23 protein-coding genes are annotated in these 21,219 nt (G+C 75.2%); 15 read left to right on the top strand and 8 right to left on the bottom strand.

The features are described 5' to 3' along the window. Positions 1 to 9 precede the first annotated feature (9 nt). Entirely contained in the window at positions 10 to 642 is a 633-nt protein-coding gene (locus KZQ38_RS33595) for an AAA family ATPase (protein ID WP_219448041.1), read from the top strand. Here KZQ38_RS33595 and KZQ38_RS33590 read toward each other — a convergent pair. Next, positions 639 to 1,655 carry an alpha/beta hydrolase gene (locus KZQ38_RS33590; RefSeq protein ID WP_219448040.1) on the bottom strand — a complete coding sequence of 339 codons (1,017 nt, stop codon included), beginning with the start codon at positions 1,653 to 1,655 and terminating at the stop codon, positions 639 to 641. The genes KZQ38_RS33595 and KZQ38_RS33590 overlap by 4 nt on opposite strands. A gap of 166 nt (positions 1,656 to 1,821) precedes the next feature. Between KZQ38_RS33590 and KZQ38_RS33585 the strand changes: the two genes are divergently transcribed. The 3 genes from KZQ38_RS33585 to KZQ38_RS33575 all read left to right on the top strand — a co-directional run bounded on the left by KZQ38_RS33585 (position 1,822) and on the right by KZQ38_RS33575 (position 3,133). Continuing rightward, positions 1,822 to 2,253, top strand: coding sequence for a MarR family winged helix-turn-helix transcriptional regulator (locus KZQ38_RS33585; RefSeq protein WP_219448039.1), 432 nt, complete (start codon positions 1,822 to 1,824; stop codon positions 2,251 to 2,253). A 198-nt stretch (positions 2,254 to 2,451) separates the two neighbouring features. Beyond that, a complete protein-coding gene (locus tag KZQ38_RS37375) occupies positions 2,452 to 2,649 on the top strand; it encodes a hypothetical protein (protein WP_219448038.1) in 198 nt (65 codons plus the stop codon). 94 nt (positions 2,650 to 2,743) lie between these two features. Beyond that, complete coding sequence (locus KZQ38_RS33575) at positions 2,744 to 3,133, top strand: hypothetical protein (RefSeq protein WP_219448037.1); 390 nt, start codon at positions 2,744 to 2,746, stop codon at positions 3,131 to 3,133. Positions 3,134 to 3,232: 99 nt separating this feature from the next. Here the strand turns inward: KZQ38_RS33575 and KZQ38_RS33570 are convergent, their stop codons facing one another. Beyond that, positions 3,233 to 3,979 (bottom strand): SAM-dependent methyltransferase, encoded by a 747-nt coding sequence (locus KZQ38_RS33570; RefSeq protein WP_219448036.1) that lies wholly within the window; start codon positions 3,977 to 3,979, stop codon positions 3,233 to 3,235. Positions 3,980 to 4,084: 105 nt separating this feature from the next. Here KZQ38_RS33570 and KZQ38_RS33565 point away from each other — a divergent pair, with 105 nt between their 5' ends. The 3 genes from KZQ38_RS33565 to KZQ38_RS33555 all read left to right on the top strand — a co-directional run bounded on the left by KZQ38_RS33565 (position 4,085) and on the right by KZQ38_RS33555 (position 7,634). Then, complete coding sequence (locus KZQ38_RS33565; protein WP_219448035.1) at positions 4,085 to 4,996, top strand: DUF1963 domain-containing protein; 912 nt, start codon at positions 4,085 to 4,087, stop codon at positions 4,994 to 4,996. A 245-nt stretch (positions 4,997 to 5,241) separates the two neighbouring features. Further along, positions 5,242 to 6,696: an FAD-dependent monooxygenase gene (locus KZQ38_RS33560; protein ID WP_219448034.1), complete on the top strand. Its 1,455-nt coding sequence runs from the start codon at positions 5,242 to 5,244 to the stop codon at positions 6,694 to 6,696. Positions 6,697 to 6,803: 107 nt separating this feature from the next. Next, the gene (locus KZQ38_RS33555) at positions 6,804 to 7,634 is read left to right on the top strand and encodes an NmrA family NAD(P)-binding protein (protein ID WP_219448033.1); all 831 of its coding nucleotides are present in this window, start codon (positions 6,804 to 6,806) and stop codon (positions 7,632 to 7,634) included. A gap of 2 nt (positions 7,635 to 7,636) precedes the next feature. On the opposite strand, the gene KZQ38_RS33550 is transcribed toward KZQ38_RS33555, so the two are convergent. After that, the gene (locus KZQ38_RS33550) at positions 7,637 to 8,149 is read right to left on the bottom strand and encodes a DUF6886 family protein (RefSeq protein WP_219448032.1); all 513 of its coding nucleotides are present in this window, start codon (positions 8,147 to 8,149) and stop codon (positions 7,637 to 7,639) included. 82 nt (positions 8,150 to 8,231) lie between these two features. Between KZQ38_RS33550 and KZQ38_RS33545 the strand changes: the two genes are divergently transcribed. Both KZQ38_RS33545 and KZQ38_RS33540 read left to right on the top strand, forming a co-directional pair. Beyond that, on the top strand, positions 8,232 to 8,741 hold the full coding sequence (locus KZQ38_RS33545) for an SDR family oxidoreductase (protein ID WP_219448031.1): 510 nt from the start codon (positions 8,232 to 8,234) through the stop codon (positions 8,739 to 8,741). A 251-nt stretch (positions 8,742 to 8,992) separates the two neighbouring features. Then, positions 8,993 to 10,582 carry an outer membrane protein assembly factor BamB family protein gene (locus KZQ38_RS33540; protein ID WP_219448030.1) on the top strand — a complete coding sequence of 530 codons (1,590 nt, stop codon included), beginning with the start codon at positions 8,993 to 8,995 and terminating at the stop codon, positions 10,580 to 10,582. Positions 10,583 to 10,617: 35 nt separating this feature from the next. On the opposite strand, the gene KZQ38_RS33535 is transcribed toward KZQ38_RS33540, so the two are convergent. From KZQ38_RS33535 to KZQ38_RS33525, 3 genes are read right to left on the bottom strand one after another with little or no spacing between them, the layout of a single operon-like run. Further along, positions 10,618 to 11,526, bottom strand: a complete 909-nt coding sequence (locus tag KZQ38_RS33535; RefSeq protein WP_219448029.1) for an alpha/beta hydrolase — start codon at positions 11,524 to 11,526, stop codon at positions 10,618 to 10,620. Continuing rightward, the gene (locus tag KZQ38_RS33530; protein WP_219448028.1) at positions 11,526 to 12,377 is read right to left on the bottom strand and encodes a S66 peptidase family protein; all 852 of its coding nucleotides are present in this window, start codon (positions 12,375 to 12,377) and stop codon (positions 11,526 to 11,528) included. Before KZQ38_RS33530 ends, KZQ38_RS33535 begins: the two co-directional genes overlap by 1 nt. Further along, a complete protein-coding gene (locus KZQ38_RS33525) occupies positions 12,374 to 14,299 on the bottom strand; it encodes a dipeptidyl-peptidase 5 (RefSeq protein ID WP_219448027.1) in 1,926 nt (641 codons plus the stop codon). Before KZQ38_RS33525 ends, KZQ38_RS33530 begins: the two co-directional genes overlap by 4 nt. A gap of 130 nt (positions 14,300 to 14,429) precedes the next feature. Here KZQ38_RS33525 and KZQ38_RS33520 point away from each other — a divergent pair, with 130 nt between their 5' ends. The 6 genes from KZQ38_RS33520 (at position 14,430) to KZQ38_RS33495 (ending at position 19,427) form a co-directional block, all read left to right on the top strand. Further along, complete coding sequence (locus tag KZQ38_RS33520) at positions 14,430 to 14,996, top strand: DUF3090 domain-containing protein (RefSeq protein ID WP_219448026.1); 567 nt, start codon at positions 14,430 to 14,432, stop codon at positions 14,994 to 14,996. A 6-nt stretch (positions 14,997 to 15,002) separates the two neighbouring features. Beyond that, complete coding sequence (locus tag KZQ38_RS33515) at positions 15,003 to 15,797, top strand: SCO1664 family protein (protein ID WP_219448025.1); 795 nt, start codon at positions 15,003 to 15,005, stop codon at positions 15,795 to 15,797. A 56-nt stretch (positions 15,798 to 15,853) separates the two neighbouring features. Then, positions 15,854 to 16,672, top strand: a complete 819-nt coding sequence (locus KZQ38_RS33510; protein ID WP_219448024.1) for a DUF3097 domain-containing protein — start codon at positions 15,854 to 15,856, stop codon at positions 16,670 to 16,672. A 33-nt stretch (positions 16,673 to 16,705) separates the two neighbouring features. Continuing rightward, a complete protein-coding gene (locus KZQ38_RS33505) occupies positions 16,706 to 17,131 on the top strand; it encodes an NfeD family protein (RefSeq protein WP_219448023.1) in 426 nt (141 codons plus the stop codon). Between the two features lie 22 nt (positions 17,132 to 17,153). Further along, the gene (locus KZQ38_RS33500; protein WP_219448022.1) at positions 17,154 to 18,392 is read left to right on the top strand and encodes an SPFH domain-containing protein; all 1,239 of its coding nucleotides are present in this window, start codon (positions 17,154 to 17,156) and stop codon (positions 18,390 to 18,392) included. 147 nt (positions 18,393 to 18,539) lie between these two features. After that, positions 18,540 to 19,427, top strand: a complete 888-nt coding sequence (locus tag KZQ38_RS33495) for a hypothetical protein (RefSeq protein WP_308258723.1) — start codon at positions 18,540 to 18,542, stop codon at positions 19,425 to 19,427. A 13-nt stretch (positions 19,428 to 19,440) separates the two neighbouring features. Here the strand turns inward: KZQ38_RS33495 and KZQ38_RS33490 are convergent, their stop codons facing one another. Both KZQ38_RS33490 and KZQ38_RS33485 read right to left on the bottom strand, forming a co-directional pair. Then, positions 19,441 to 20,811 (bottom strand): amidase family protein, encoded by a 1,371-nt coding sequence (locus KZQ38_RS33490; RefSeq protein ID WP_219448020.1) that lies wholly within the window; start codon positions 20,809 to 20,811, stop codon positions 19,441 to 19,443. A gap of 34 nt (positions 20,812 to 20,845) precedes the next feature. Then, positions 20,846 to 21,202, bottom strand: a complete 357-nt coding sequence (locus KZQ38_RS33485) for a DUF1707 SHOCT-like domain-containing protein (RefSeq protein WP_219448019.1) — start codon at positions 21,200 to 21,202, stop codon at positions 20,846 to 20,848. Positions 21,203 to 21,219 lie beyond the last annotated feature (17 nt).

Below are 21,219 nucleotides of genomic sequence, written 5' to 3'. Positions count from 1 at the left end.
CCAGGAGGCGTGCTCCTGTGGATCAACGGACCGTTCGGCGGCGGCAAGACCCAGACCGCGCACGAGTTGGCGCGCCGGCTGCCCGGCAGCCGCATCTGCGACCCGGAGGAGGTGGGGTTCGGGCTGCACCGGATGACGCCGCGTGAGCTGCGTGGCGACTTCCAGGACTTCGCGGCGTGGCGGCGTGGTGTGTCCGAGGTGCTGGACCTGGCGTTGTCGGGGCAGCGCGGTGTGGTGATCGCGCCGATGACGGTGACCGAGCCCGCCTACCTGGCCGAGGTGCTGGACGGGCTGCGCGACCGGGGCCACGACGTGCGGCACTTCACGTTGCTGGCGTCGCGGGAGGTGGTGTTGCGCCGGTTGCGGGAACGGGGTTTCGGTCGCGCCGCGCGGCTGGTGCTGGGTCGCGACGCGCCGCTGCGGCACGAGACGTGGGCGGTGCGGGCGCTGGACCGGTGCCTGGAGCGGTTGCCGGGGCCGGAGTTCGCCGAGCACCTGTGGACCGACGACCGCACGGTGTCGCAGGTGGCGGACCGGATCGCGGCGTCGGCCGGGTTGCGGCTCACGCCCGACACCGACGGCCCGCTGCGTGGCCGGGTGCGGCGGGCGCTGGTGGGGGTGCGGCACATCCGCCTGGGTTAGCCGAGCCCGAGGTGGCGGGTGAAGAACGTGACGACGTGGTGGCACAGCGCGGGCAGCGGGTCGCCGTCGCCGACCAGGGCCGCGCAGGCGTCGGCGGTCATGAGGCCGAGGTCGCGCAGGCGCGGGGCGAGGGCGGCGAAATCGGTCAGGCCCCAGTGCCGGGCGCGGGGGATCTCCACGCGTTCGGTGTTGCCGTGCCGGGCGATCGCGGCCCACGTGCGGTCCAGGCGCTCGTCGCGGAAGCCGTCGGTGTTGAGCAGCAGCAGCGGGCGGGTGACGCCGTCGCGGGCGGCGGCGAACAACCCGTCGCCGGGGAGGTCGAGGTAGCCCTCCAGGTTCGCGGCGGCGCGGACGCGGTCGTCGTCGTGCAGGACCTCGGCGGCGGTGGCGCCGCCCGCGGAGTGGCCGAGCACGCCGACGCGGTCGGGGTCGGGGGTGTGGCCGGGCAGGTCGGTGAGCACGGTGTCGAGGAGGAACCGCAGGTCGGCGACGCGGGTCCGGTAGAGGGCGCGCATGGTGGCGGGGTCGACGCGCGGGTCGTTGGTCATCCGGACGGTGCGCACGCGGCCGTCGGGGAACTCCACGGCGGTGGTCTCGCCCGGGTGGTCGACGGCGATGACGATCGCGCCGTGCGAGGCGAGTTCCTCGGTGAGGGCGGTGCCGGTGGCGCGCGGGTCGCCGCCGCCGGGTGTGTAGACCAGCAGCGGTCGACGTCCGGGCGCGGGTGGCGCGGCGCGGTGGGAGTGGGTGGGCGTGGCGGCCCAGTCGACGCCGGTGGACGGGAGTTCCGGGTGTGCGATGACGGTGTCGATGGCGGCGAACGCGGCGGCCTCTTCCGGGGACATGTGCGGCGCGACCGGGTGGCCGGTGACGTCGGCGGCCGGGTAGCGGATGGTGGCGACGAGTTCGCGGGTGGCGGCGCCGTCCCACGGGTCGCGGCGCGCGTGGTCGACGAAGTGGGCGGTGGTGACGCCGACCGGGTGCGGTCCGGTGGGCGCGGGCAGTGTGGGCATGGGTCACGGTAGAGCCGGTCGCCGGCCGCGGGCACTCCCGATTGTCGGGGATGGCGCGTCGCTGGTCGGGGGTGTGCCATAGGGCTTGCCGATGCGCGCGTGACCGCCGTCCGGTCGCGTCCACTACGTTGATCAGCCTCTTCGCCCCACCGCTGGAGGAGTGACGTTGGCGGACCCCAACATCGGCCTGCTGCTCTACCTGCCGCACCGGGAGCTGGAGGACCGGGTGTTCGCGGCCCTGGCGCGGGCCGGGTTCGACGACGTGACGCCGGCCCAGGCGCGGTTGTTCCAGCGGATCGGTCCGGACGGCTCGCGGCTGGCGGAGCTGGCGGAGGCCGCGCGGGTGACCAGGCAGACCGCCGGGTTCCTGGTGGACCAGTTGGAGCGCGCCGGGTACGTGGAGCGCACGCCGGACCCGACCGACGCGCGGGCGCGGCTGGTGCGGTTCGCCGAGCGGGGCCGGGCGGCGCTGCCGGTGGCGGAGGCGGTGATCGCCGAGGTGGAGGCGGAGTGGGCGGCGCACCTGGGGCAGCGGCGGATGGCGGCGTTGCGGGACGCGTTGGCGCGGCTGCGTGAGATCACCGACCCGCACCTGTAGGCGGCGGATCGACGACGTGCTCCCGGATCGCTTCTCGGCGGCCCGCTGTGGGCGGGTGTTGCCGGGTGACGGGCCCGGCCGGCATGGTGGCGTGGTCGATCAGTCGTCTGTCTCCACCAGTTCGGTCGCGGGGCGCGGGTCCCGCGGTGGTGCCGGGGAAGCAGGCGCTCTCTTCCGCCATGCGAGGAAGCAGCGCTCATGGGTGTTCCTGTCGAGGTGGCCGGCGCGGTGCCGGTCGCCGGTCTGGTTCTGGTGGCCGTGCTCCGGTGGGGTGCGGCGGTGGTGGTGACCCTGCTGGCCGGTGTCACCGCGGTCCTGACGCGTGACCGGGAGCGCGGCGAGCGCGCCCTGGAGGTGTTGCGCCTGGTGCGCCCGGCGGGCAGGAGGCGGCGGTGACGCGGTCACCCGTCCAGCGGTCCGCCGCGCCGGTGCCCGGCCGTTACGGTCGCAGGTGTCGGCACGTCGGGCGTCATGGCATGAGGGGGAACAGGTGCGTGCTCGTCGACTGGCAGGGGCGGTGGCCGCGGTCGTGCTCGCCGGGGGTTTCCTCGTGGCGGGTCAGGGTGTCGCCGCCGCGGGCGAGTGGATCTCCGTGGAGTACCAGGACCGGGAGTCGTTCCCGTTCCTGCGGGGCAACGCGCACTTCTTCCCCGACGTCGTGGACGAGGAGGTCGAGGTCTGCGACCGGTTCGACGACAACCGGACGGTGTCCGCGCAGCTGCGCTACTACGGCGCGACGCAACTGGAGGTGACCGACCGCGACGGTCCGGGCATCTTCTGCGCCGACCAGAACCTGAACATCCCCGAGGGCACGCCGGTGTCGTTGCGGGTGTGCGTGCAGGGCCTGGACTGCACCGGGTGGTTCGACGGCATCGCTTAGCCCGTCACCGGTAACGGGCGCGGTCCGCGCCCGGCCGGCGACCTCGTCGGGTCCGTCGGCCGTCCGCGGGTGCGGGCCTGCCCGACCCGCGGACGCCGATCAGTCGCCGGCGACGTCGTGCACGACGAGGGTGGCGAACCCGAGTTCGCGTCGCGAGCCGCTCAGCCAGGCGTCGCGGTGCTCGCGCGCGACGGCGAGCGCCTGGTCCCGGTCCTCGGTCGTCGGGGCCTCCCGCACGGCCCAGTCGACGAGTGATCCGGTCCAACTGAACTGGTAGTCGTCCCACTCGGACAACGTGCTCACGTGCCCGTACGACGGCTCGAACCCGTGCTCGCGGATGGCTCGCACGAAACCGGCGAGGTCGGGATACGCGTCGGCGGGAACCTCGAGCGCCGCCAGCGCGGAGGCCGACGGGGGGTTCTCCCAGATGCTGTCGCCGATCAGCGCTCGGCCGCCGGGGCGCAGGTGCCGCCGGACAGCGGCCAGCATGTCCTCCAGCCGGCCGAAGGCGTGGCTCGCGCCGATGCACAGCACGACGTCGAAGAGCCCGTCGGCCCAGGTGGCGGCATCCGTTTCCACCCAGCGCACGCGGTCGCCCAGCCCCCGCTCGCCGGCACGCTTGGCCGCGGAGGCCGGGAGCATGTGGTCCACCCCTACGCCCGTGGTCCCGGGGTGGGCGAGCAGCAGCTCCTGGAGCCACTCGCCCTCTCCGCACCCGAGGTCGAGGGCGCGGGCGCCGTCGCCCGGGTGCAGCCAGCCGACCAGTTCGCGTAACCGCCGGGGTGTCACCGGCGCCGCGATCGGATGGCGCCGGTGGGCAATGTCGAAGATCTCGGAGCGCTCCACTGAAGCGACTCTACAAGCAGGGCCAACCGAGTTCGGGGGACACCGGGCCGGCGGGTGGTCGCGGAACTCCGGGTGGCGTCCACAGTGGTCTGCGAGAATTCCTCTATGGACGGTTACGAGCGATTCCGCCGCGCGGCGGTCGATCGCGGCATCCCCGCCGACGAGGTCGAGAAGTTCATCGATCAGCTCAGGTTCGAAATCCTGCTGGGCTCCGGTGATCCCGGTGAGGAGGTCGTCGGGCAGAGCGGCGGCCTCCCCCGGTTACCGGTGGGCGCGCGGTGGCCCAGCAGCGCGAGCGGCCGGCCGCTGCCGTTCGTCGCCTCCGTCGACTGCGCGGTCCTGCCGCGGGCCGAGGGGCTGCCCCTGCCCGAGGACGGCTCGCTGCTCTTCTTCCTGAACCACGAGGAGGACTGGCCGACTCCGCTCGGCGGGGACGGGCCGGAGCACGCGCGAGCCGTGTACGTCCCGGCGGGCACGGAGACGGAGGTCGCGACGGCGCCGCCCGGCCACGACGAGGCGGGGTTCTTCCACCACGACATCCCGTTCGTCGCGCACGGGTTCGGGCTTTCGGCGTCGGTCGTGCCGGTTCTGCCGCCGTGGATCGAGGAGCGCGACGAGTTCGAGTTCGACGACTCGGAAGTGCTGGAGCGGTTGTTCGACGAGCTGGAGCACGTCGACGAGCTGTGCGAGGTGGTCGACGAACTCTGGCCGGAGGGGCGGTGCTCCACGCTCAGCCTCGGCGGGTATTGCGAGCACTCCGGCCAAGGGGATTCTCCGCTGGCCGAGCTGGCGGGTGCGGGCTTCACCCACCGACCGGAGACCCGGGCGGCCCTGCCGGGAGCGGAGCGGTTCCACTCCGGTGAGGTGGAGGAGTACCTGTTGAGCCGCGAGTGGGTGCCGCTCGTCCAGTTCTCCACCGGGAGCGAGAACTACTACGGGTGCTTCCTGATCGACCTGGAAGACCTCGCCGCCAAGCGGTTCGACCGGATGCGCTCGGTCACCAGGTTCTTCAAGTAGGCGTCGAGCGGACACCCGAAGCGGGTGCGGCATCGAGGTGGCGGCCGGCCGGCGGGAAAGCGGTGGACGGGGTGGTGCGCGGGCTTGTAGCGTGCCGCCGACCGTGACATCGCCCGGGGAGGTGAGACCCATGAACGCAGTATCGACGTGGGTGCTCTCCGTTCCCGTCGCGGTCGGACGACCGAGGTAGGTGTCGCCCGGGAGCGCCCAGGACCACGAGGCACTCCCGAAGGGCAACACCACTGATGGGTTCCACGCAGTTCACCGCCGCGCCGCCGGCACCCGACACCCCGTTCGACGTGATCATCGCCGGGGCCGGGCCGACCGGCCTGCTGCTGGCCGCCGAGTTGCGCCTGCACGACGTGCGGGTGCTGGTCCTGGAGCGGGACACCGAGCCCGTGTCGTTCGTCCGCGTGGTCGGCCTGCACATCCGCAGCATCGAGCTGCTGGCCATGCGCGGGTTGTTGACGCGCGTCCTGGACCACGGCCGGCGGCGTCCGGCCGGCGGGTTCTTCGCCGGTATCGCCAAACCCGCGCCCGAGGACCTGGACACCGCGCACGCCTACCTGGTGGGCATCCCGCAGCCGGTCCTCGTGCGCCTGCTGGAGGAACACGCGGTCGCGATGGGCGCGCACGTCCGGCGCGGTCGTGCGGTGGCCGGTGTCGAGCAGGACGACGAGGGCGTCACCGTCGTAGTGGCCGACGGCGCGCGGCTGCGGTCGCGTTACCTGGTCGGCTGCGACGGGGCGCGCAGCACGGTGCGCAAGCTGCTCGGCGTCGGGTTCCCCGGCGAGCCGACGCGGGCGCAGACGTTGATGGGCGAGATGGCGGTGGGCGTGCCGCACGAGGAGATCGCCGCCGCGGAGGCCGCGGGCGACGGGACGTTCAGCCTGCGGCCCTTCGGGGCGGGGGCCTACCGCGTCGTGGTGCCCGCCGCCGGCGTCGTCGACCGCGCGGAACCACCGACCCTGGAGGAGTTCCGGGTGCGGTTGCGGGAGGTGGCGGGGTCGGATTTCGGTGTGCATTCGCCGCGGTGGTTGTCGCGTTTCGGTGATGCGACGCGGTTGGTGGAGCGGTATCGGGTGGGGCGGGTGTTGTTGGCGGGTGATGCGGCGCACGTGCATCCGCCGACGGGTGGGCAGGGGTTGAACCTGGGTGTGCAGGACGCGGTCAACCTGGGGTGGAAGCTGGCGGGTCGGGTTCGGGGCTGGGCGTCGGAGGGGGTGTTGGACTCCTACCACGTCGAGCGTCACCCGGTGGCGGCGGCGGTGTTGGACAACACCCGTGCCCAGGTGGAGTTGCTGTCGTCCGGGCCGGGCGCGCGGGCGGTGCGGCGGCTGTTGACGGAGTTGATGGACATCGACGTGGTGAACCGCCGCCTGATCGAGAAGATCACCGCCCTCGACGTCCACTACGACTTCGGCGACGACCGCCTCGGCGGGCGGGTGCGGGACGTCGACCTGACGCGGGGCCGCCTCTACGACCGGCTGCGCACCGGGCGCGGCCTGCTGCTGGACCGCACCGGACGGCTGGGCGCCGGCGGCTGGGCGGACCGGGTCGACCACCTCGCGGACCCCGCCGCGGCGCTGGACGTCCCGTGCGTCCTGCTGCGCCCGGACGGTCACGTCGCGTGGGTCGGCGACGACCAGCGCGACCTGGACGCGCACCTGTCCCGCTGGTTCGGCGAGCCCGCCGGCTGATCCCCCGTGAATCACGGATGAAATGACCTGGAGAAACGCCGTAAAACGTGAACAGGGTGTTCACGTTTTACGGTAAACAAATTGACCGGCGTGGTTTTCTCGGAGTCATGGAACCCATTTTGGTGACCGGTGCCACGGGCACCGTCGGCCGGGCCGTGGTGCGGCAGCTGCTGGAGGCGGGGCACGAGGTGCGCGCGTTGACGCGGTACCCGGACCAGGCGCGCCTGCCGGCCGGTGTGGAGGTGGTGGGCGGGTCGTTCCTGGAGCCGTCGTCGCTGGTACCGGCGTTGCGCGGGGTGCGGCGCGTGCACCTGGTGTCGATCGGGGGCGATGGGCCGGCGATCGCGGACGTGCTGCGCCGCGCCGGCGTGGAGCGCCTGACCCACCTCGGCCACAACGACCCCTCCCGCCCCGACGACGACCCGTTGGAGACGTGGCACCGCGTTTTCCACCGCGCCATCGAGGCGTCCGGCGCGGAGTGGACGCACGTGTTCCCCGGCGAATTCATGGCGAACACCCTGGAATGGGCGCCCGGGGTGCGCGCGGAGAGCGTGGTGCGCGCCCCGTTCGGCGACTGGTCGAGCGCCCTGGTGCACGAGGACGACATCGCCGGTGTCGTGGTGCGGGCGCTGCTGGAGGACGGGCACGCGGGCCGCGCCTACCAGCCGACCGGTCCCGAGCCGGTGCTGCGGCGGGACGCGGTGCGGATGATCGGCGAGGCGGTGGGGCGGCCGGTGGAGTTCGTGGAGCTGACCCCGGCGCAGGCGCGGGAGCACTGGCGGGACCTGTACCCGCCGCAGGTCGTGGAGTGGTTCCTGGAGATGGGCACGACACCGGACGCCAACGCGTGGGTGTCGCCGGACGTGGCGGAGGTCCTGGGCCGGCCGGGGCTGACGTTCGACCGGTGGGCGCGGGAGCACGCCGCCGAGTTCGCCTGACGCTAGGCGTCGCGGGCGTTGTGCAGCCGGATGCCGCTGAACTCCAGGGATCGGCCGGTGACCTCCGCCCAGAACGACCACAGGCGGGGCAGCACCCGCAGCTCGATCCCGGCCCGCTCGTGCAGCGCCAGCAGGTCGCCGACGTGCTCGGGCGGGCCCAGCGGCTCCACCGGCTCGGTGGCGACCTGCGCGGCGTCGCCCAGCGGCCGGAACGCCGCCGCGTCGAACCGGTAGGCGTACAACGCCACGTCCCGCATCCGGTCCAGCCACCCGTACTCGACGGCGTGCACCCGGTGCGGGCCCAGCCAGGCGCGGTCGGCGTCGGTGGTGCGGTCGCCGGCCCACGCCATCGCGCGCGGGCACTGGCGGGGGAACCAGTACGCCGGGGCCTGGTCGTGGTCGACGGCCCACACGTACGCCTCGGGTTGCCGCGCGGTGGCGGCGACGTGCGGCACGAACCGGGTGATCGTCGGGTCTTCGGAGAAGTGCAGCACTTCGCCTGGTGCGGGGCGCATGGCCGGACAGTGTCGCGCACGGCGGGGTGGTCGGGCGACCGCGGGTGGCGGGTGCGGCGGGCGCACCTGCCACAGTAGGGCCGTGATCGGGGATTACGAGACGGTGCGCGCGGCGGTCGACGGTGAGGGTGACGTGCTGGCCGCGCTGGTGCTGCTGCGGGAGTTGAAGGCGGAGCTGACGGCGTGGGAGCCGCGGCTGATCGAGGCGGCCCGGTCGCGGGGCACCAGTTGGGCGCGGCTCGCGCCGGCGCTGGGCGTGTCCAGCAGGCAGGCGGCCGAGCGGCGCTACCTGCGGCTGCGGCAGGACCTGGGCGACACCGCCGAGGGCCGGGTGCGTGCGGCGCGGGACCGGCGTGCCGCCGACCGGGCGGTGGCGGCGTGGGCGCGGGACCACGCCGAGGCGCTGCGCGACCTGGCCGGCCGGGTGGCGGTGGTCGACGCGCGGGTGCGGGCGGCGGTGGCCGACGGCGACCCGGTGGTGCTCGTGGACGCCCTGGAAGCCGCCCTGGAGACCACCCGGGTGGCCGACCCGGCGCTGGCCGCCGAGGTGCGCGCGGTCGTGGCGGACGTGGCGCGGGCCCGGCAGCGCTGACGACGCCGGGGAGCGCGGGACACCTCGGGCGGCGTCGATCGCCGGGCGTCGGACACCGGTCGGGGCGGGGTCCGCCGGTCTCGGCCGCCGCGCGCAGGGTACCGGCCCGGGCACGGGCCGCGGGTCACTCCTTGGGCGTGGATCGGGGGCGACCTTCGCCTTACGCGATCCGCTCCTTTCGACCGATCGCGCCCCGTCCCGCGCCGCTGCCATGGTGGTGGAGTCCGCACCATCGACATGGGGGAGTGGTGATGGGTTTACCCAGACGAGCAACGGCCATCGTGGCGGTCGCGTCGTGCGTCGCGCTGCTGGGCGCGGCGGCGACGGCCGCGCCGGACCGGCGCGACGGCGACTGGCCCGGGTGGCAGAAGGACCCGGCCGGGTCGCGGCACAACGCGGCGGAGTGGCGGATCACGCCGCACAACGTCAAGGACCTGAAGCTGAAGTGGGCGTTCGCCTACGAGAAGTCCGACGCGCCGGTGCGCAGCCAGCCGGCCGTGGTGGACGGCGTGGCCTACTTCGGCGGCCCGGACGGCCGGTTCCACGCGCGTGACGCGAAGACCGGCGCGCAGCGGTGGACCACGGACCTGCGTGGCATCGCGCCGGGTGCGCGGCCCGTGATCCCGTGGGACGGCCCGGCGGTGACCGGCGGCCGGGTGTACTTCGGCGACATGCGCGGCTACGTGTACTCACTGGACCAGCACACCGGGCGGGTGGTGTGGGCCAAGCAGGTCGACGCGCACCCGGCGGCGACGGTGACCAGTTCGCCGGTCGTCCACGACGGCAAGGTGTTCGTGGGCACCTCCAGCGGGGAGAACGCCGACTTCGCCGGTGGGGCGCGGGACTACCCGTGCTGCACCTTCCGCGGCCACGTCGACGCCCTGGACGCCGACACCGGCGACCTGGTGTGGCGGCACTACACGGTGCCGGAGCCGCAGGCGGTGGGCACGTGGCCGTCGGGCGCGACCCGCTACGAGCCGTCCGGCGCGGGTGTGTGGAGTTCGCCCACCATCGACGTCCGCACCGGCACGCTGTACGTCGGCACCGGGCAGAACTACACCGGCAGCGCGGGTGACTTCGACACGCTGCTGGCGCTGGACACCCGCTCGGGCGCGGTGAAGTGGCGCAACCAGGTCACCAAGGCCGACACGTGGCGCGGGCTGTGCAACGCGCCGGACGCCGAGGGCTACTGCCCGGGGCTCAAGGACGGCTCGGCGCTGGACTACGACATCGGCGCGACGCCGAACCTGTTCACCGTCAACGGCCGCCACCTGGTCGGCGTCGGCCAGAAGCTGGGCGTCTACCACGTGTTCGACGCCACGACCGGCGAGGTCGTGTGGCGGCGGCAGCTGGGCGTGCCGCTGCCCAGCGGCGGCATCTCGGGCATCCAGTGGGGCTCCAGCTACGACGGTCAGCGGCTCTACATCGCGACCTACTTCGCCGACCCGGGCAAGCTGTTCGCGGTGGACCCCGGCACGGGGCGGGTGCTGTGGGAGACACCGCACCCGGCGGACGGCTGCACCACGGGCGGCGCGGCGAACCACCCCGACGTGTGCACCCTGGCGCACGGGCCGGCGGTGTCGACCAGTCCGGGCGTGGTGTACGAGGGCAGCAACGACGGCAAGCTGCGCGCCTACTCGGCCCGCACCGGCCAGGTGCTGTGGACGTTCGACACGGTGCGCGACTTCACCGGCGTGAACGGGCTGCCCGGCCGGGGCGGCACGATCTCCGGCGGTGGCGGCGGCGCGGTGGTGTCCAACGGGATGGTGTACGTGCAGGCCGGGTACTGGCCCGCGTACCCGAACCCGAACGGCAGCGTGCTGCTGGCGTTCGGCCTCTAGGCGCGGCGGCGGGTGGGGCGGCCCGGTCCCACCCGTCACCGCCCGGCGACGCGGTCCGCGAGCCAGTGCTCGACGTCGGTCAGCGCCGCGTCGGCCATGGCGGTGGGCCGCGCGGTGAAGGCGTGCGGCGCGTCCGGGTAGATCCGCAGGTCGACGTCGCCGCCGGCCGCGGAGACCCGGACCGCCATCGCCATGTTGTCCTCCAGCAGGACGTCCGCGCCGCCCACGACCAGCAGCAGCGGCGGCAGGCCGCGCAGGTCGCCGTAGACCGGGGAGATGTCCGGGACGGTGCGGTCGGGCGCGTGGCCCGCGTAGGCGCGCAGGAAGAACTCGTCGGCGATCAGCCGGCCCGCCGGTGTCCGGCCGCTCAGGTCGTAGGTGCCGAACTGGAGCACCGCGCCGGTGAACGCGTCGACCCCGCCGCGGTCGCGCAGCCGCAGCAGCGTCGTCGTGGCCAGGGTCGCTCCGGCCGAGAAACCGCCGATCGACAGCCGCGTCGTGCCGAAGCGGGCTTGCGCGTGCTCGAGCAGCCACCGCGCCGCGGTCTCGCAGTCGTCGGGCGCGGCCGGCCACGGGTCCTCGGGCGCGAGCCGGTACTCCACGCTCACCACGGCGACCCCGAGGGCGTCGACCAGCCGCCGGTTGCGCGCGTCGCCCTGCGCCGCCGACCCGAGGTAGAAGCCGCCGCCGTGGATGTCCAGGTGGACGCCGCGCGGCGGGCCGGCGGGCGTGAGGACCCGCACGGCCACCCGCCGGCCGGCGGCGTCGACGACCTGCTCGACGGCCGACGGGTCGGTCCACCGCGGTGTCGCCGCGGCCCGCGCGGCACGCAGTTCGGCCGGATTCCCCGGCCCCCGCACGGGCCGGGCCGCGGCGTCGGCCCGCGCCTGCTCGGCGTGGGTGGCGAGCCGGGCGTCGACCAGGTCGCGCAACCCCAGGCGCATCAGGGTCCTCCCCACGTCACGACGCCGGTGTCGGCGTCCAGTTCCATCGGCACCCCGAACGGCACGGTGTGCTGCGCGGCGCAGTGCCCGAACGGCACCGACCCGACGATCGGCACGCCCAGCCCGCCGAGCCGGTCGGCCAGCACGGGGTCGACGTCGCCGCACCCGGTCCACGACCCGAGCACGATCCCGGCGACCCGGTCGAACCAGCCGCGCCGCAGCAGGTCGGTCAGCATCCGGTCGACCCGGTAGGGCGGCTCCCCGACGTCCTCCAGCCACGCGATCGCCCCGTCCGGCGGTGGCGCGTCGAGCAGGCTCAGGGTGCCGCCGGCGGCGACGCCCCGGGCCCGGCCGGGCACGACGGTGACGCCCCGGAACGCGACGGCGCCGCCGAACAGGGCGTGCCGCAGCCGGTCGCGCGCGACCGGGTCGTGGACGAACGCCGCGGTGCCGACCATCGGGCCGAACCAGGTGGCGACGCCGGCGCGGGTCAGCGGCTCGTGCAGGGCGGTGGCGTCGCTGGACCCGACGAACACCGTGGGCTCGGCGACCAGGCGGGGCCAGTCGAGCAGGTCGAGCAGGCGGCGGCTGCCGTACCCGCCACGCGCGCACAGCACGGCGGCCACGGTCGGGTCCAGCCAGCTCTCCCGCAGGTCGGCGGCCCGGTCGGCGTCGACGCCCGCGAGGTGCGGCAGGTCCGGGTGGGTGTCGCGGGCGTGCGGCGCGACCCGCACGTCCAGGCCCCAGGTGGTCAGCCACGCCACGCCCGCGTCGAGCAGCCCCGCCGGCACGGGACCGGCGGGGCTGACCACGACCACCCGGTCGCCCGCCCGCAGCGGGCGCGGTGTCACGTGCGCAGCTCCAGCACCGGCACGCCGGCCGGCTCGAACCCGAACACCTGCCCGTAGAACGACAGCTCGGCCTCCAGGGCGGCGACGATCGTCGCGGCCTTGCGGAACCCGTGCTGCTCGCCCTCGAAGGTCAGGTAGGCGTGCGGGATGCCGGTGCCGTCCAGGGCGGCGACGAACCGGTCGGCCTGCTCGGGCGGGCAGATCTCGTCCTCCAGGCCCTGCAACAGCAGCACCGGCCCGTTGAGCCGGTCGACCCGGTTGGCGGGTGAGCGCTCGGCGTACCGGTCGGCGGTCTGCGGCCACGGCCCGACCAGGCCCTCCACGTAGCGGGACTCGAAGTCGTGGGTCTCGCCGCCCTCGCCGGTCCAGCCGCGCAGGTCCAGGATGGGGAACGAGATCATGCCGCACCGGTAGGTCTCGACGCTGGTCATGGACGCCGCGGAGGTCCAGCCGCCGGCGCTGCCGCCGCGGATGCCCAGGCGCGCGCCGTCGGCGACGCCCTCGTCGGCCAGGGCCTGCGCGACGGCCGCGCAGTCGGCGACGTCGACCACGCCCCACTGCTCGCGCAGCCGTTCCCGGAACGCCCGGCCGTATCCGGTGGAACCGCCGTAGTTGACCGACACGACGCCGATGCCGCGGCTGGTGAAGTACGCCAGGTCGATGTCCAGGACGGGCACGGACCGCCCGGTGGGCCCGCCGTGGACGTGCACCACGTACGGCGGGCGCTCCCCGTCGGGCGCGGCGAAGCCGGGGTTGGTCGGCGGGTACACGTAGGCGGGCACCTGCTGCCCGTCGGGGCCGGTGAACACGCGCTCGACGGGCACCGGCAGGTACTCGGCGGGCGGCAGCGCCGCCGAGTGCCCGGTGAGCCGGGTCAGCTCGCCGGTGGCCAGGTCGAGGGTGACCACGGCGGCCTCGTCGCGCGGCCCGGCGGCGCCGCCCACCACGACCCCGTCGTGCACGGCCAGCTGCGACAGCCACACGGGCAGCTCGGTGTCGACGTCGGTGACGGTGCCGGTGCTCTCGTCGAGCACGGCCAGCGCGCCGGCGCGCAGCACCGCGTACCGGCCGGGTTCGATCGCGGCGAACCAGCGGTTGCCCAGCCGCCACATGGGTCCGCCGAGTTCCTCCGCGCAGGGCGCGAGGTTCGTGCGCCCGCCGTCCAAGGTGATCCGGAACAGGTTCCACCAGCCGTCGGGGTCGGTGAGGACCAGCAGGTCGCGGCCCTCCCACTCGACCTGGCACACCGCTTCGCGGGGTCCGCCGGCGAGCACGCGGTGGGTGTCGGAGCCGACCTCGGCGACGCACAGCTCCGTGCCGTCCCACGGCATGTCGGGGTGGTTCCACCCGATCCACGCGTAGTGGGTGCCGTCCGGGGACAGCCGGGGCCCGGTCATGAAGTGGTGGCCGGCGGCCAGCACCCGCGGCCCGGACCCGTCCAGCGGCACGGCCACCAGGTCGCGGCGGACGTCGGTGCGGGCGTCGCCGGTGGCGGTCTCCCGCACGCACCACACCTCCGTGCCGCCGGGGCCGGCGGTGAGGTCGGCGTACCGCACGCCCTGGCGGCGCTCCGGCTCCGGGGTGATCGGCGTCGGGGCCGGGGCCGGGTCGTCCGGGTCGAACAGGTACACGCGCTGGTCGTCCCAGTTGGTGAACGCGACGCGCGTGCCGTCGGGCGTGTCCAGCACCACCCACGGCCGCCCGCCGTACTCGTGGACGCGGTTGCGCGCGTTCCACGGCGGCGGCAGCAGGTCCCGCCCGTCGCGCACCAGCGCGACCCGGCCGCCCTCGGCGGGCCGGCCCTCGGCCCACCAGACCCGGCCGTCGTGCAGGTCCACCCAGTGCAGGCCCCCGCCGGCCGCGGCGGCGTCGGCCGCGCCGATGGGCGATGTCCACGTTCCGTACGGTGCGATCTTCACCACGCCGCAGACCCTATCCGCACGCCCGGAGGGCCGGTGAGCGCCGTTCGGCGCGGCGCGCCTCTCCACAGATGACGGAAAAGCGGGGGGAGGGCTGCCGATCTTGTCCGCGTGTCCTAGGGTCGTTGGTGTCATGGCACGCGTCATTCACGTATTCCGCCAGCCCGACCGGTTCGTCGCCGGGACAGTCGGGCAACCTGGCGAGCGCACGTTCTACCTCCAGGCCGCCGAGGAGGCGCGCCTGGTGAGCGTGGCGCTGGAGAAGCAACAGGTCGCCGTACTCGCCGAGCGCATCGGCTCGCTGCTGGAGGAGGTGCACCGGCGGTTCGGCGCGGAGGTGCCCGACGCGGTGCCGGAGGACCTCCGGGACACCGAACCCCTGACGGTGCCGGTCGAGGAGGAGTTCAAGGTCGGCACGATGGGGCTGGGCTGGGACGCGGAGTCCCGCGCGGTGGTCATCGAGCTGCTCGCGATCACCGAGGAGGAGGTCGACGAGGCGGTGGTGCTCGACGACACCGAGGAGGGCCCGGACGCGGTCCGGGTGTTCCTGTCGCCGGTGGAGGCGCGGGCGTTCGCCGAGCGCGCCGACCGGGTGGTGCGCGCGGGCCGCAAGCCGTGCCCGCTGTGCTCGGAGCCGCTGGACCCGGACGGCCACGTGTGCCCCCGGCAGAACGGCTACCGGCGCTCGGACGAGGGCTGAGCCGTCGTGCGGCCCGGCGACGAGGGTGTCCTGGACTTACTGGGGCGTGGCCGCATCGAGGTCGAGGGCAGGCTGGTGGACGCGTCGAACGCGACCCTGTTCTGCGGTATCAGCCTCGACGGGGTGGCCGCGCGGTGCGTGTACAAGCCGGTGCGCGGCGAGCGCCCGCTGTGGGACTTCCCGGACGGCACGCTGGCGGGCCGGGAGATCGCGACCTACCTGGTGTCGGAGGCGGCGGGGTTCGGGTTGGTGCCGCCGACGGTGCTGCGGCCGGGCCCGTTCGGGTCGGGCATGGTGCAGCTGTGGGTGGACACCCGCGACGACGACGACCTGGTGGACATCGTCCCGGAGGACGACGTCCGGCCGGGGTGGCGGCCGGTGCTGCGCGCCCACGACCGGTACGGGGAGCCGGCGGTGCTGGTGCACGCCGACCACCCGCGGATGCGGTTGATGGCGGCGTTCGACGCGGTGGTGAACAACGCCGACCGCAAGGGCGGGCACGTGCTGCACGCGGTGGACGGCGCGGTGTTCGGCGTGGACCACGGCATCTGCCTGCACTCGGACGACAAGCTGCGCACGGTGCTGTGGGGCTGGTTGGGCGAGCCGCTGCCGGAGGAGGCGGTGGAGGCGCTGCGCGCGTTGCGCGGCCACCTGGGCGGTGAGCTGGGTGAGCGGCTGCACGAGCACCTGACGCGCGCGGAGGTGCGTGCGCTGGCGGAGCGGGTGGAGAAGCTGCTGGCGGCGGGGGTGTACCCGACGCCGTCGGACGACTGGCCGGCGATCCCCTGGCCCGCGTTCTGACCGTCGCGGCGTGCCTGCGGGTGCACCGACCGGGTGAACGGCTAGCGTCGCGAGCCGTGCGATCACAGGACTACGGCCGGGACGTGCTGGCGGGACCGAAGCGGCGGAAGGTGCCGGAGGTGGCGGCGGAGCCGGGGCTGGTGGTGGAGGACCCGGCGTCGGGGTTCTGCGGCGCGGTGGTGCGCTTCGAGCAGGGCCGGGTGGTGCTGGAGGACCGGCACGGCCGGGAGCGGCTGTTCCCGCTGAACCCGGCCGGGTTCCTGGTGGACGGCGCGCCGGTGACGCTGGTGCGGCCCGCGCCCCGCCCTCCGGCGGCGGCGCGGCGTTCGGCGTCGGGGTCGGTGCGGGTGGAGGGGCTGCGGGCGCGCACGGCGCGGGACTCCCGGATCTGGGTGGAGGGCCGCCACGACGCGGAGCTGGTGGAGCGGGTGTGGGGCCACGACCTGCGGGTGGAGGGCGTGGTGGTGGAGCCGCTGGACGGGGTGGACGTGCTGGCCGACCGGGTCGCCGGTTTCGGCACGGGCCCGGCGCGGCGGCTGGGTGTGCTGGTGGACCACCTGGTGCCGGGCAGCAAGGAGTCGCGGCTGGTGGAGCGGCTGCGGGACCCGCACGTGCTGGTCACCGGCCACCCGTACGTCGACGTGTGGCAGGCGGTGAAGCCGGCGTCGGTGGGCATCGCGGCGTGGCCGGAGGTGCCGCGCGGGGTGCCGTGGAAGGACGGGGTGTGCGCGGCGCTGGGCTGGGGCGAGCCGGCGGAGGGCTGGCGGCGGGTGCTGGCGGGCGTGTCGGGGTTCCGGGACCTGGAGACGCCGCTGATCGGGGCGGTCGAGCGGTTGATCGACTTCGTGACGGAACCCGGTTCCGGCGGTTTTTGACCTTTCGGCGGCCACGGGTGCGAGGATGGGCGGGTGGCCGCGTTGATCTGGTTGGTGCTCGGCGTGCTGCTGGTGGCCGCCGAGCTGCTGTCCGGTGACTTCGTGCTGGTGATGCTCGGGGTGGCCGCGCTGGGCGCGGCGGGTGTGTCGGCGCTGGGCGCCGGCGACCTGGTCGCGGCGGGTGCGTTCGCGGTGGCCGCGCTGGGTCTGGTCGCGGGCGCGCGGCCGGTGCTGAAGAGGCGCCTGACGGCCGGCAACGAGTTGCGGTCGGGGGTGGCGGCGCTGGTCGGCGCCACCGCGGTCGTGGTGTCCACTGTGGACGGGCACGGCGGTAGGGTGCGGATCGGTGGCGAGGTGTGGTCGGCGCGGTCGCTGGACCACGCGGTGCTCGAACCGGGCGCCGAGGTCACCGTTGTCGAGATCTCGGGCGCGACCGCCGTGGTGATGTCCGGGTCCTGAGCTTGGGAGGGGCGGGAGAGAGTTGACCACCACGTTGATCGTCGTCGCGGTCCTGGTGTTGTTCGTGCTGATCGTCGCGGTGAAGTCGGTGCTGGTGATCCCGCAGGCCACGGCCGCGGTGATCGAGCGGCTGGGCCGCTACCGCACGACGGCGGCGCCGGGCCTGAACATCCTGGTGCCGTTCTTCGACCGGGTGCGGGCGCGGATCGACCTGCGCGAGCAGGTGGTGTCGTTCCCGCCGCAGCCGGTGATCACCCAGGACAACCTGACGGTGTCGATCGACACGGTCGTCTACTTCCAGGTGACCGACCCGCGGGCGGCCGTGTACGAGATCTCCAACTACATCGTCGGCGTGGAGCAGTTGGCGACCACGACGCTGCGCAACCTGGTGGGCGGGATGAGCCTGGAGGAGACGCTGACCTCCCGCGACCAGATCAACAGCCAGCTGCGGGGCGTGCTGGACGAGGCGACCGGCCGCTGGGGCATCCGGGTGGCGCGGGTGGAGCTGAAGGCGATCGACCCGCCGCCGTCGATCCAGGACTCGATGGAGAAGCAGATGCGCGCCGACCGGGAGAAGCGCGCGATGATCCTGACCGCGGAGGGCCAGCGGGAGTCGGCGATCAAGTCGGCGGAGGGCCAGAAGCAGGCGGCCATCCTGTCCGCGGAGGGCGCGAAGCAGGCGGCGATCCTGGCGGCGGAGGCGGAGCGGCAGTCGCGGATCCTCAAGGCGCAGGGCGAGCGCGCGGCCCGCTACCTCCAGGCGCAGGGCCAGGCGAAGGCGATCGAGAAGGTGTTCGCGGCGATCAAGGCGGGCCGGCCGACGCCGGAGGTGCTGGCCTACCAGTACCTCCAGACGTTGCCGCAGATGGCGCAGGGCGACGCGAACAAGGTGTGGCTGGTGCCGTCGGACTACGGCAAGGCGCTGGAGGGTTTCGCGCGGATGCTGGGCGCGCCCGGCGAGGACGGCGTGTTCCGCTACGAGCCGCCCGCGGAGGAGCCGGCGGCGTCGCGGCCGGAGGAGGACGACGCGTCGGTGGCGGAGTGGTTCGACACGGCTCCGGACCCGGCGGTCGCCGAGGCGGTGCGCGCGGCCGAGGAGGTGGCGCGCAAGGAGGTCCCGAGCCCGCTGTCGGGCGCCCGCCCGTCGCCGGTGGCGGCGGGACCGGAGCGCGGCGGGCTGCCGGGCGGCGCGTCGCCCGTGCCGGGCCTGGGCGCCGCGCCGGTCGCCGACGAGGCGCCCGACGGCGGCACGCGGGAGTAACGACCACGGCGGGGGCGGGGGCGGTCGGCCGGTTCGGGGCCGACCGCCCCCGCCCCGTTCGGGCGGTGATCACGCCACCGGGGTGGAGCATCGCTGCCACCGGGGTCGGTGCGGTTATATGTGCCGGTGCACCCGTTACCCGTTCGAGTGAATTCGTGGTTGGTCCGGTCCGGGGTGTCGTGGGCCGAGCGCCGGGACGGGTTGACGGCGGCGGTGGCGGACCTGGCCACGCTGGTGGCGGCCGGGCCGGGCGCCCGCCGGGTCGCCGAGCAGGTGGTGGAACTGCTGGTCGCGGGCGTGGCGGAGCACCGGGAGCACCGCGCGGCGCTCCAGGCGCTGGTGGACCGGGCGCTGGACCTGCACGCGGTGGCGTGCGCCGCGGACCCACCCGGGCCGGCGGCGCTGGCGGACTGGCTGCTGCACGTCCAGACGGGCTACCCGGAGCCGCCGGAGGTGCGCCTGGCGCCGTACGCGTCGGCACTGGGCGTGGCGGGCCTGGCCCGCTACCGCGCGGAGGCGGTGGAGCGGTTCACCGGGCTGCCGGTGATCGGGTTCGGGGAGACCGGGCGCTACGACCGGCGGCGGTGGGCGCTGCTGCGGGTGATGGAGGAGCTGGCCGAGCACACTGGCGACGTGGACCTGCACGTGCTGGTGCTGACCCGGGACCTGTCGTCGGGCTGGCACTACCTCCAGGTGGCGACGGTGCTGCGGGACGCGGGCCGGGTGGAGGAGGCGTTGGAGTGGGTCGGCCGGGGCCTGCGCGCGACCGGCGGCCGGGGCGCGGCGGACCGCCTGGTGGACCTGGCGGTGGACGAGTGCCTGCGCCTGGGCTGGTCCGAGCGGGCCGTGGCGTGGCGGCGGGAGGCGTTCCTCGCCGCGCCGTCGGTGGCGTCGTTCGAGCGGCTGCGCGCGGTGGCGGCCGTGGTCGGCGGGTGGCCGCGGCTGCGCGAGGAGGTGCTGGCCGAGGTGGCGCGCGCCCGCCCGCCGGAGGCCGTGCGCGACCTGCTGGCGACGCTGACCGCGCACGACCGGTGACACCACCCCGGCGTCACGGCAGGTCGGGCCGGCGGTCGGCCCACGGCCGGGCCCGCTCCAACTGGCCCGCGACGGCCAGCACGGTGTTCTCGGCGTGCGGCGCGCCCACCAGCTGCACCGCCAGCGGCAGCCCGCCGCGGGCACGCCCGGCGGGCACAGCGGCGGCCGGGTTGCCGGTGATGTTCCACAGCGGCAGGAACGCGGTGAGGCGGGCGGCGGCGAGCAACGCCGGCACGGTGGGCGTGCGCCGCCACTGCCCGACCCGCGGTGGCGGCCCGGTCAACGCCGGCGTCAGCAGCAGGTCGTGGTCGGCGAACACCCGGTTGGCGCGGGCGGTGACCCGGTCGGCCCGCGCCACCGCCGCCCGCACGGCACGCGCCGGCAGCGCCGCGCCGAGCGCCGCCACCCGCCGGGTGCCCGCGTCCAGGCGCGCGGGGTGGTCCAGGTCGGCGGCGGTGTCGGCGGCGGCCCGCAGGTAGCGGGTGGCGAACCCGGCCGGGCCGCCGAGGCCGCGTGGCGCGGTGTCCCGACGGGTCACGTCGTGGCCGAGGTCGGCCAGCAGCCCCGCGGTGTCCAGGACGGCGGCGCGGACCTCCGGGTCCAGCGGGGTCGCCGGACCCCAGGGCCGCAACGACACCGCGATCCGCAGCCGACCCGGGTCGGTGCTCGCCGCCGCCGTGTGCCCGTGGCCGGGCGCGAGCACGTCGAGCAGCAACGCGGCGTCGCGGACGTGGCGGGTGATCGGCCCGGCCACGACCATGCCACCCCACACCGGACCGTCCAGCGGCACGTGGTCGCGGTGCGGTTTGAGCCCGAACAACCCCGTGCACGCCGCCGGGATGCGCACCGAACCCGCGCCGTCGGTGCCCACGGCGGCGCCGACGAACCCGGCGGCGACGGCCGCGGCGGACCCGCCGCTGGACCCGCCGGGGGAGTGCGCGGTCGACCACGGGTTGCGGGTCGCCCCCGCCCAACTGCTCTCGGTGTGCGGCCACAACCCCAGCTCCGGCATCCGGGTGCGCCCCACCACCACCGCGCCCGCGGCACGCAGCGACCGCACCGCCGCGCTGTCGCGGTCGGCGACCCGGTCGACCGCGGCGGTCCCGTTCGTGGTGGGCAGCCCGGCGACGGCCAGGTCCTCCTTCACCGCCACCGGCACGCCCAGCAGCGGCGCGTCCCCGCCCCGGGCCCGCCGCGCGTCGGCCGCGTCGGCGTCGGCCAGCGCCCGCTCGGCGAACACCAGGCGGAACGCGTTGAGCCGCCGGTCGTGCCGCTCCACGCGGCGCAGGCACTCGGCGACCAGGTCGCGGGAACGCACCACGCCCGCCCGCAGCAACTCGGCTTGGCGGGCCGCGCCCGCGTGGCACGCGTCGGTCAGGTCCATGGCCGCACCCTAGGCCGGCGGCGGCCGGCGGCGGTCAGACCGGGCGGCGCCGCGCGCGACGGGCACCCAGCACCAGCAGCGCCACCAGCAGCACCGGCCACGGGAACGGCCACGGCCCCGCGACCCACGCCACGAGCAGCGGCACACCGAGCAGCAGCGGCGCCCAGGGCCACGACCGCCGCGCCGGCGGCGACGCGGCCCGCGGCGGCTCGGGCAGGTCGGCGGTCAGCCGCACGAGATCGGCGCGGTGCACCGCGGCGTAGGCTGCGGTGATCCGCTCCTCGGCCTCGGCCAGGGTCAGCCGGCCCTCGCCGACGGCGTCGCGGAGTCGGGTGGCGGTGTGCTCGCGCTCGCCGTCGGAGGCGCGCACCGCGGGATCGTGGTCGCTCATGCCACCCGATACTCCGG

This window comes from Saccharothrix obliqua (assembly GCF_019375475.1).
In the GTDB taxonomy this organism is placed as follows: Bacteria; Actinomycetota; Actinomycetes; order Mycobacteriales; family Pseudonocardiaceae; genus Actinosynnema; species Actinosynnema obliqua.
This window is presented reverse-complemented; position numbering and strand designations above follow the sequence as displayed.

What these genes read in the sequence shown, in the direction of transcription:
- KZQ38_RS33590 (WP_219448040.1), bottom strand. Translation starts at nt 1,655, where the DNA reads ATGCCCACACTGCCCGCGCCCACCGGACCGCACCCGGTCGGCGTCACC.
- KZQ38_RS33540 (WP_219448030.1), top strand. Translation starts at nt 8,993, where the DNA reads ATGGGTTTACCCAGACGAGCAACGGCCATCGTGGCGGTCGCGTCGTGC.
- KZQ38_RS33520 (WP_219448026.1), top strand. Translation starts at nt 14,430, where the DNA reads ATGGCACGCGTCATTCACGTATTCCGCCAGCCCGACCGGTTCGTCGCC.
- KZQ38_RS33550 (WP_219448032.1), bottom strand. Translation starts at nt 8,149, where the DNA reads ATGCGCCCCGCACCAGGCGAAGTGCTGCACTTCTCCGAAGACCCGACG.
- KZQ38_RS37375 (WP_219448038.1), top strand. Translation starts at nt 2,452, where the DNA reads ATGGGTGTTCCTGTCGAGGTGGCCGGCGCGGTGCCGGTCGCCGGTCTG.
- KZQ38_RS33555 (WP_219448033.1), top strand. Translation starts at nt 6,804, where the DNA reads ATGGAACCCATTTTGGTGACCGGTGCCACGGGCACCGTCGGCCGGGCC.
- KZQ38_RS33490 (WP_219448020.1), bottom strand. Translation starts at nt 20,811, where the DNA reads ATGGACCTGACCGACGCGTGCCACGCGGGCGCGGCCCGCCAAGCCGAG.
- KZQ38_RS33535 (WP_219448029.1), bottom strand. Translation starts at nt 11,526, where the DNA reads ATGCGCCTGGGGTTGCGCGACCTGGTCGACGCCCGGCTCGCCACCCAC.
- KZQ38_RS33485 (WP_219448019.1), bottom strand. Translation starts at nt 21,202, where the DNA reads ATGAGCGACCACGATCCCGCGGTGCGCGCCTCCGACGGCGAGCGCGAG.
- KZQ38_RS33565 (WP_219448035.1), top strand. Translation starts at nt 4,085, where the DNA reads ATGGACGGTTACGAGCGATTCCGCCGCGCGGCGGTCGATCGCGGCATC.
- KZQ38_RS33560 (WP_219448034.1), top strand. Translation starts at nt 5,242, where the DNA reads ATGGGTTCCACGCAGTTCACCGCCGCGCCGCCGGCACCCGACACCCCG.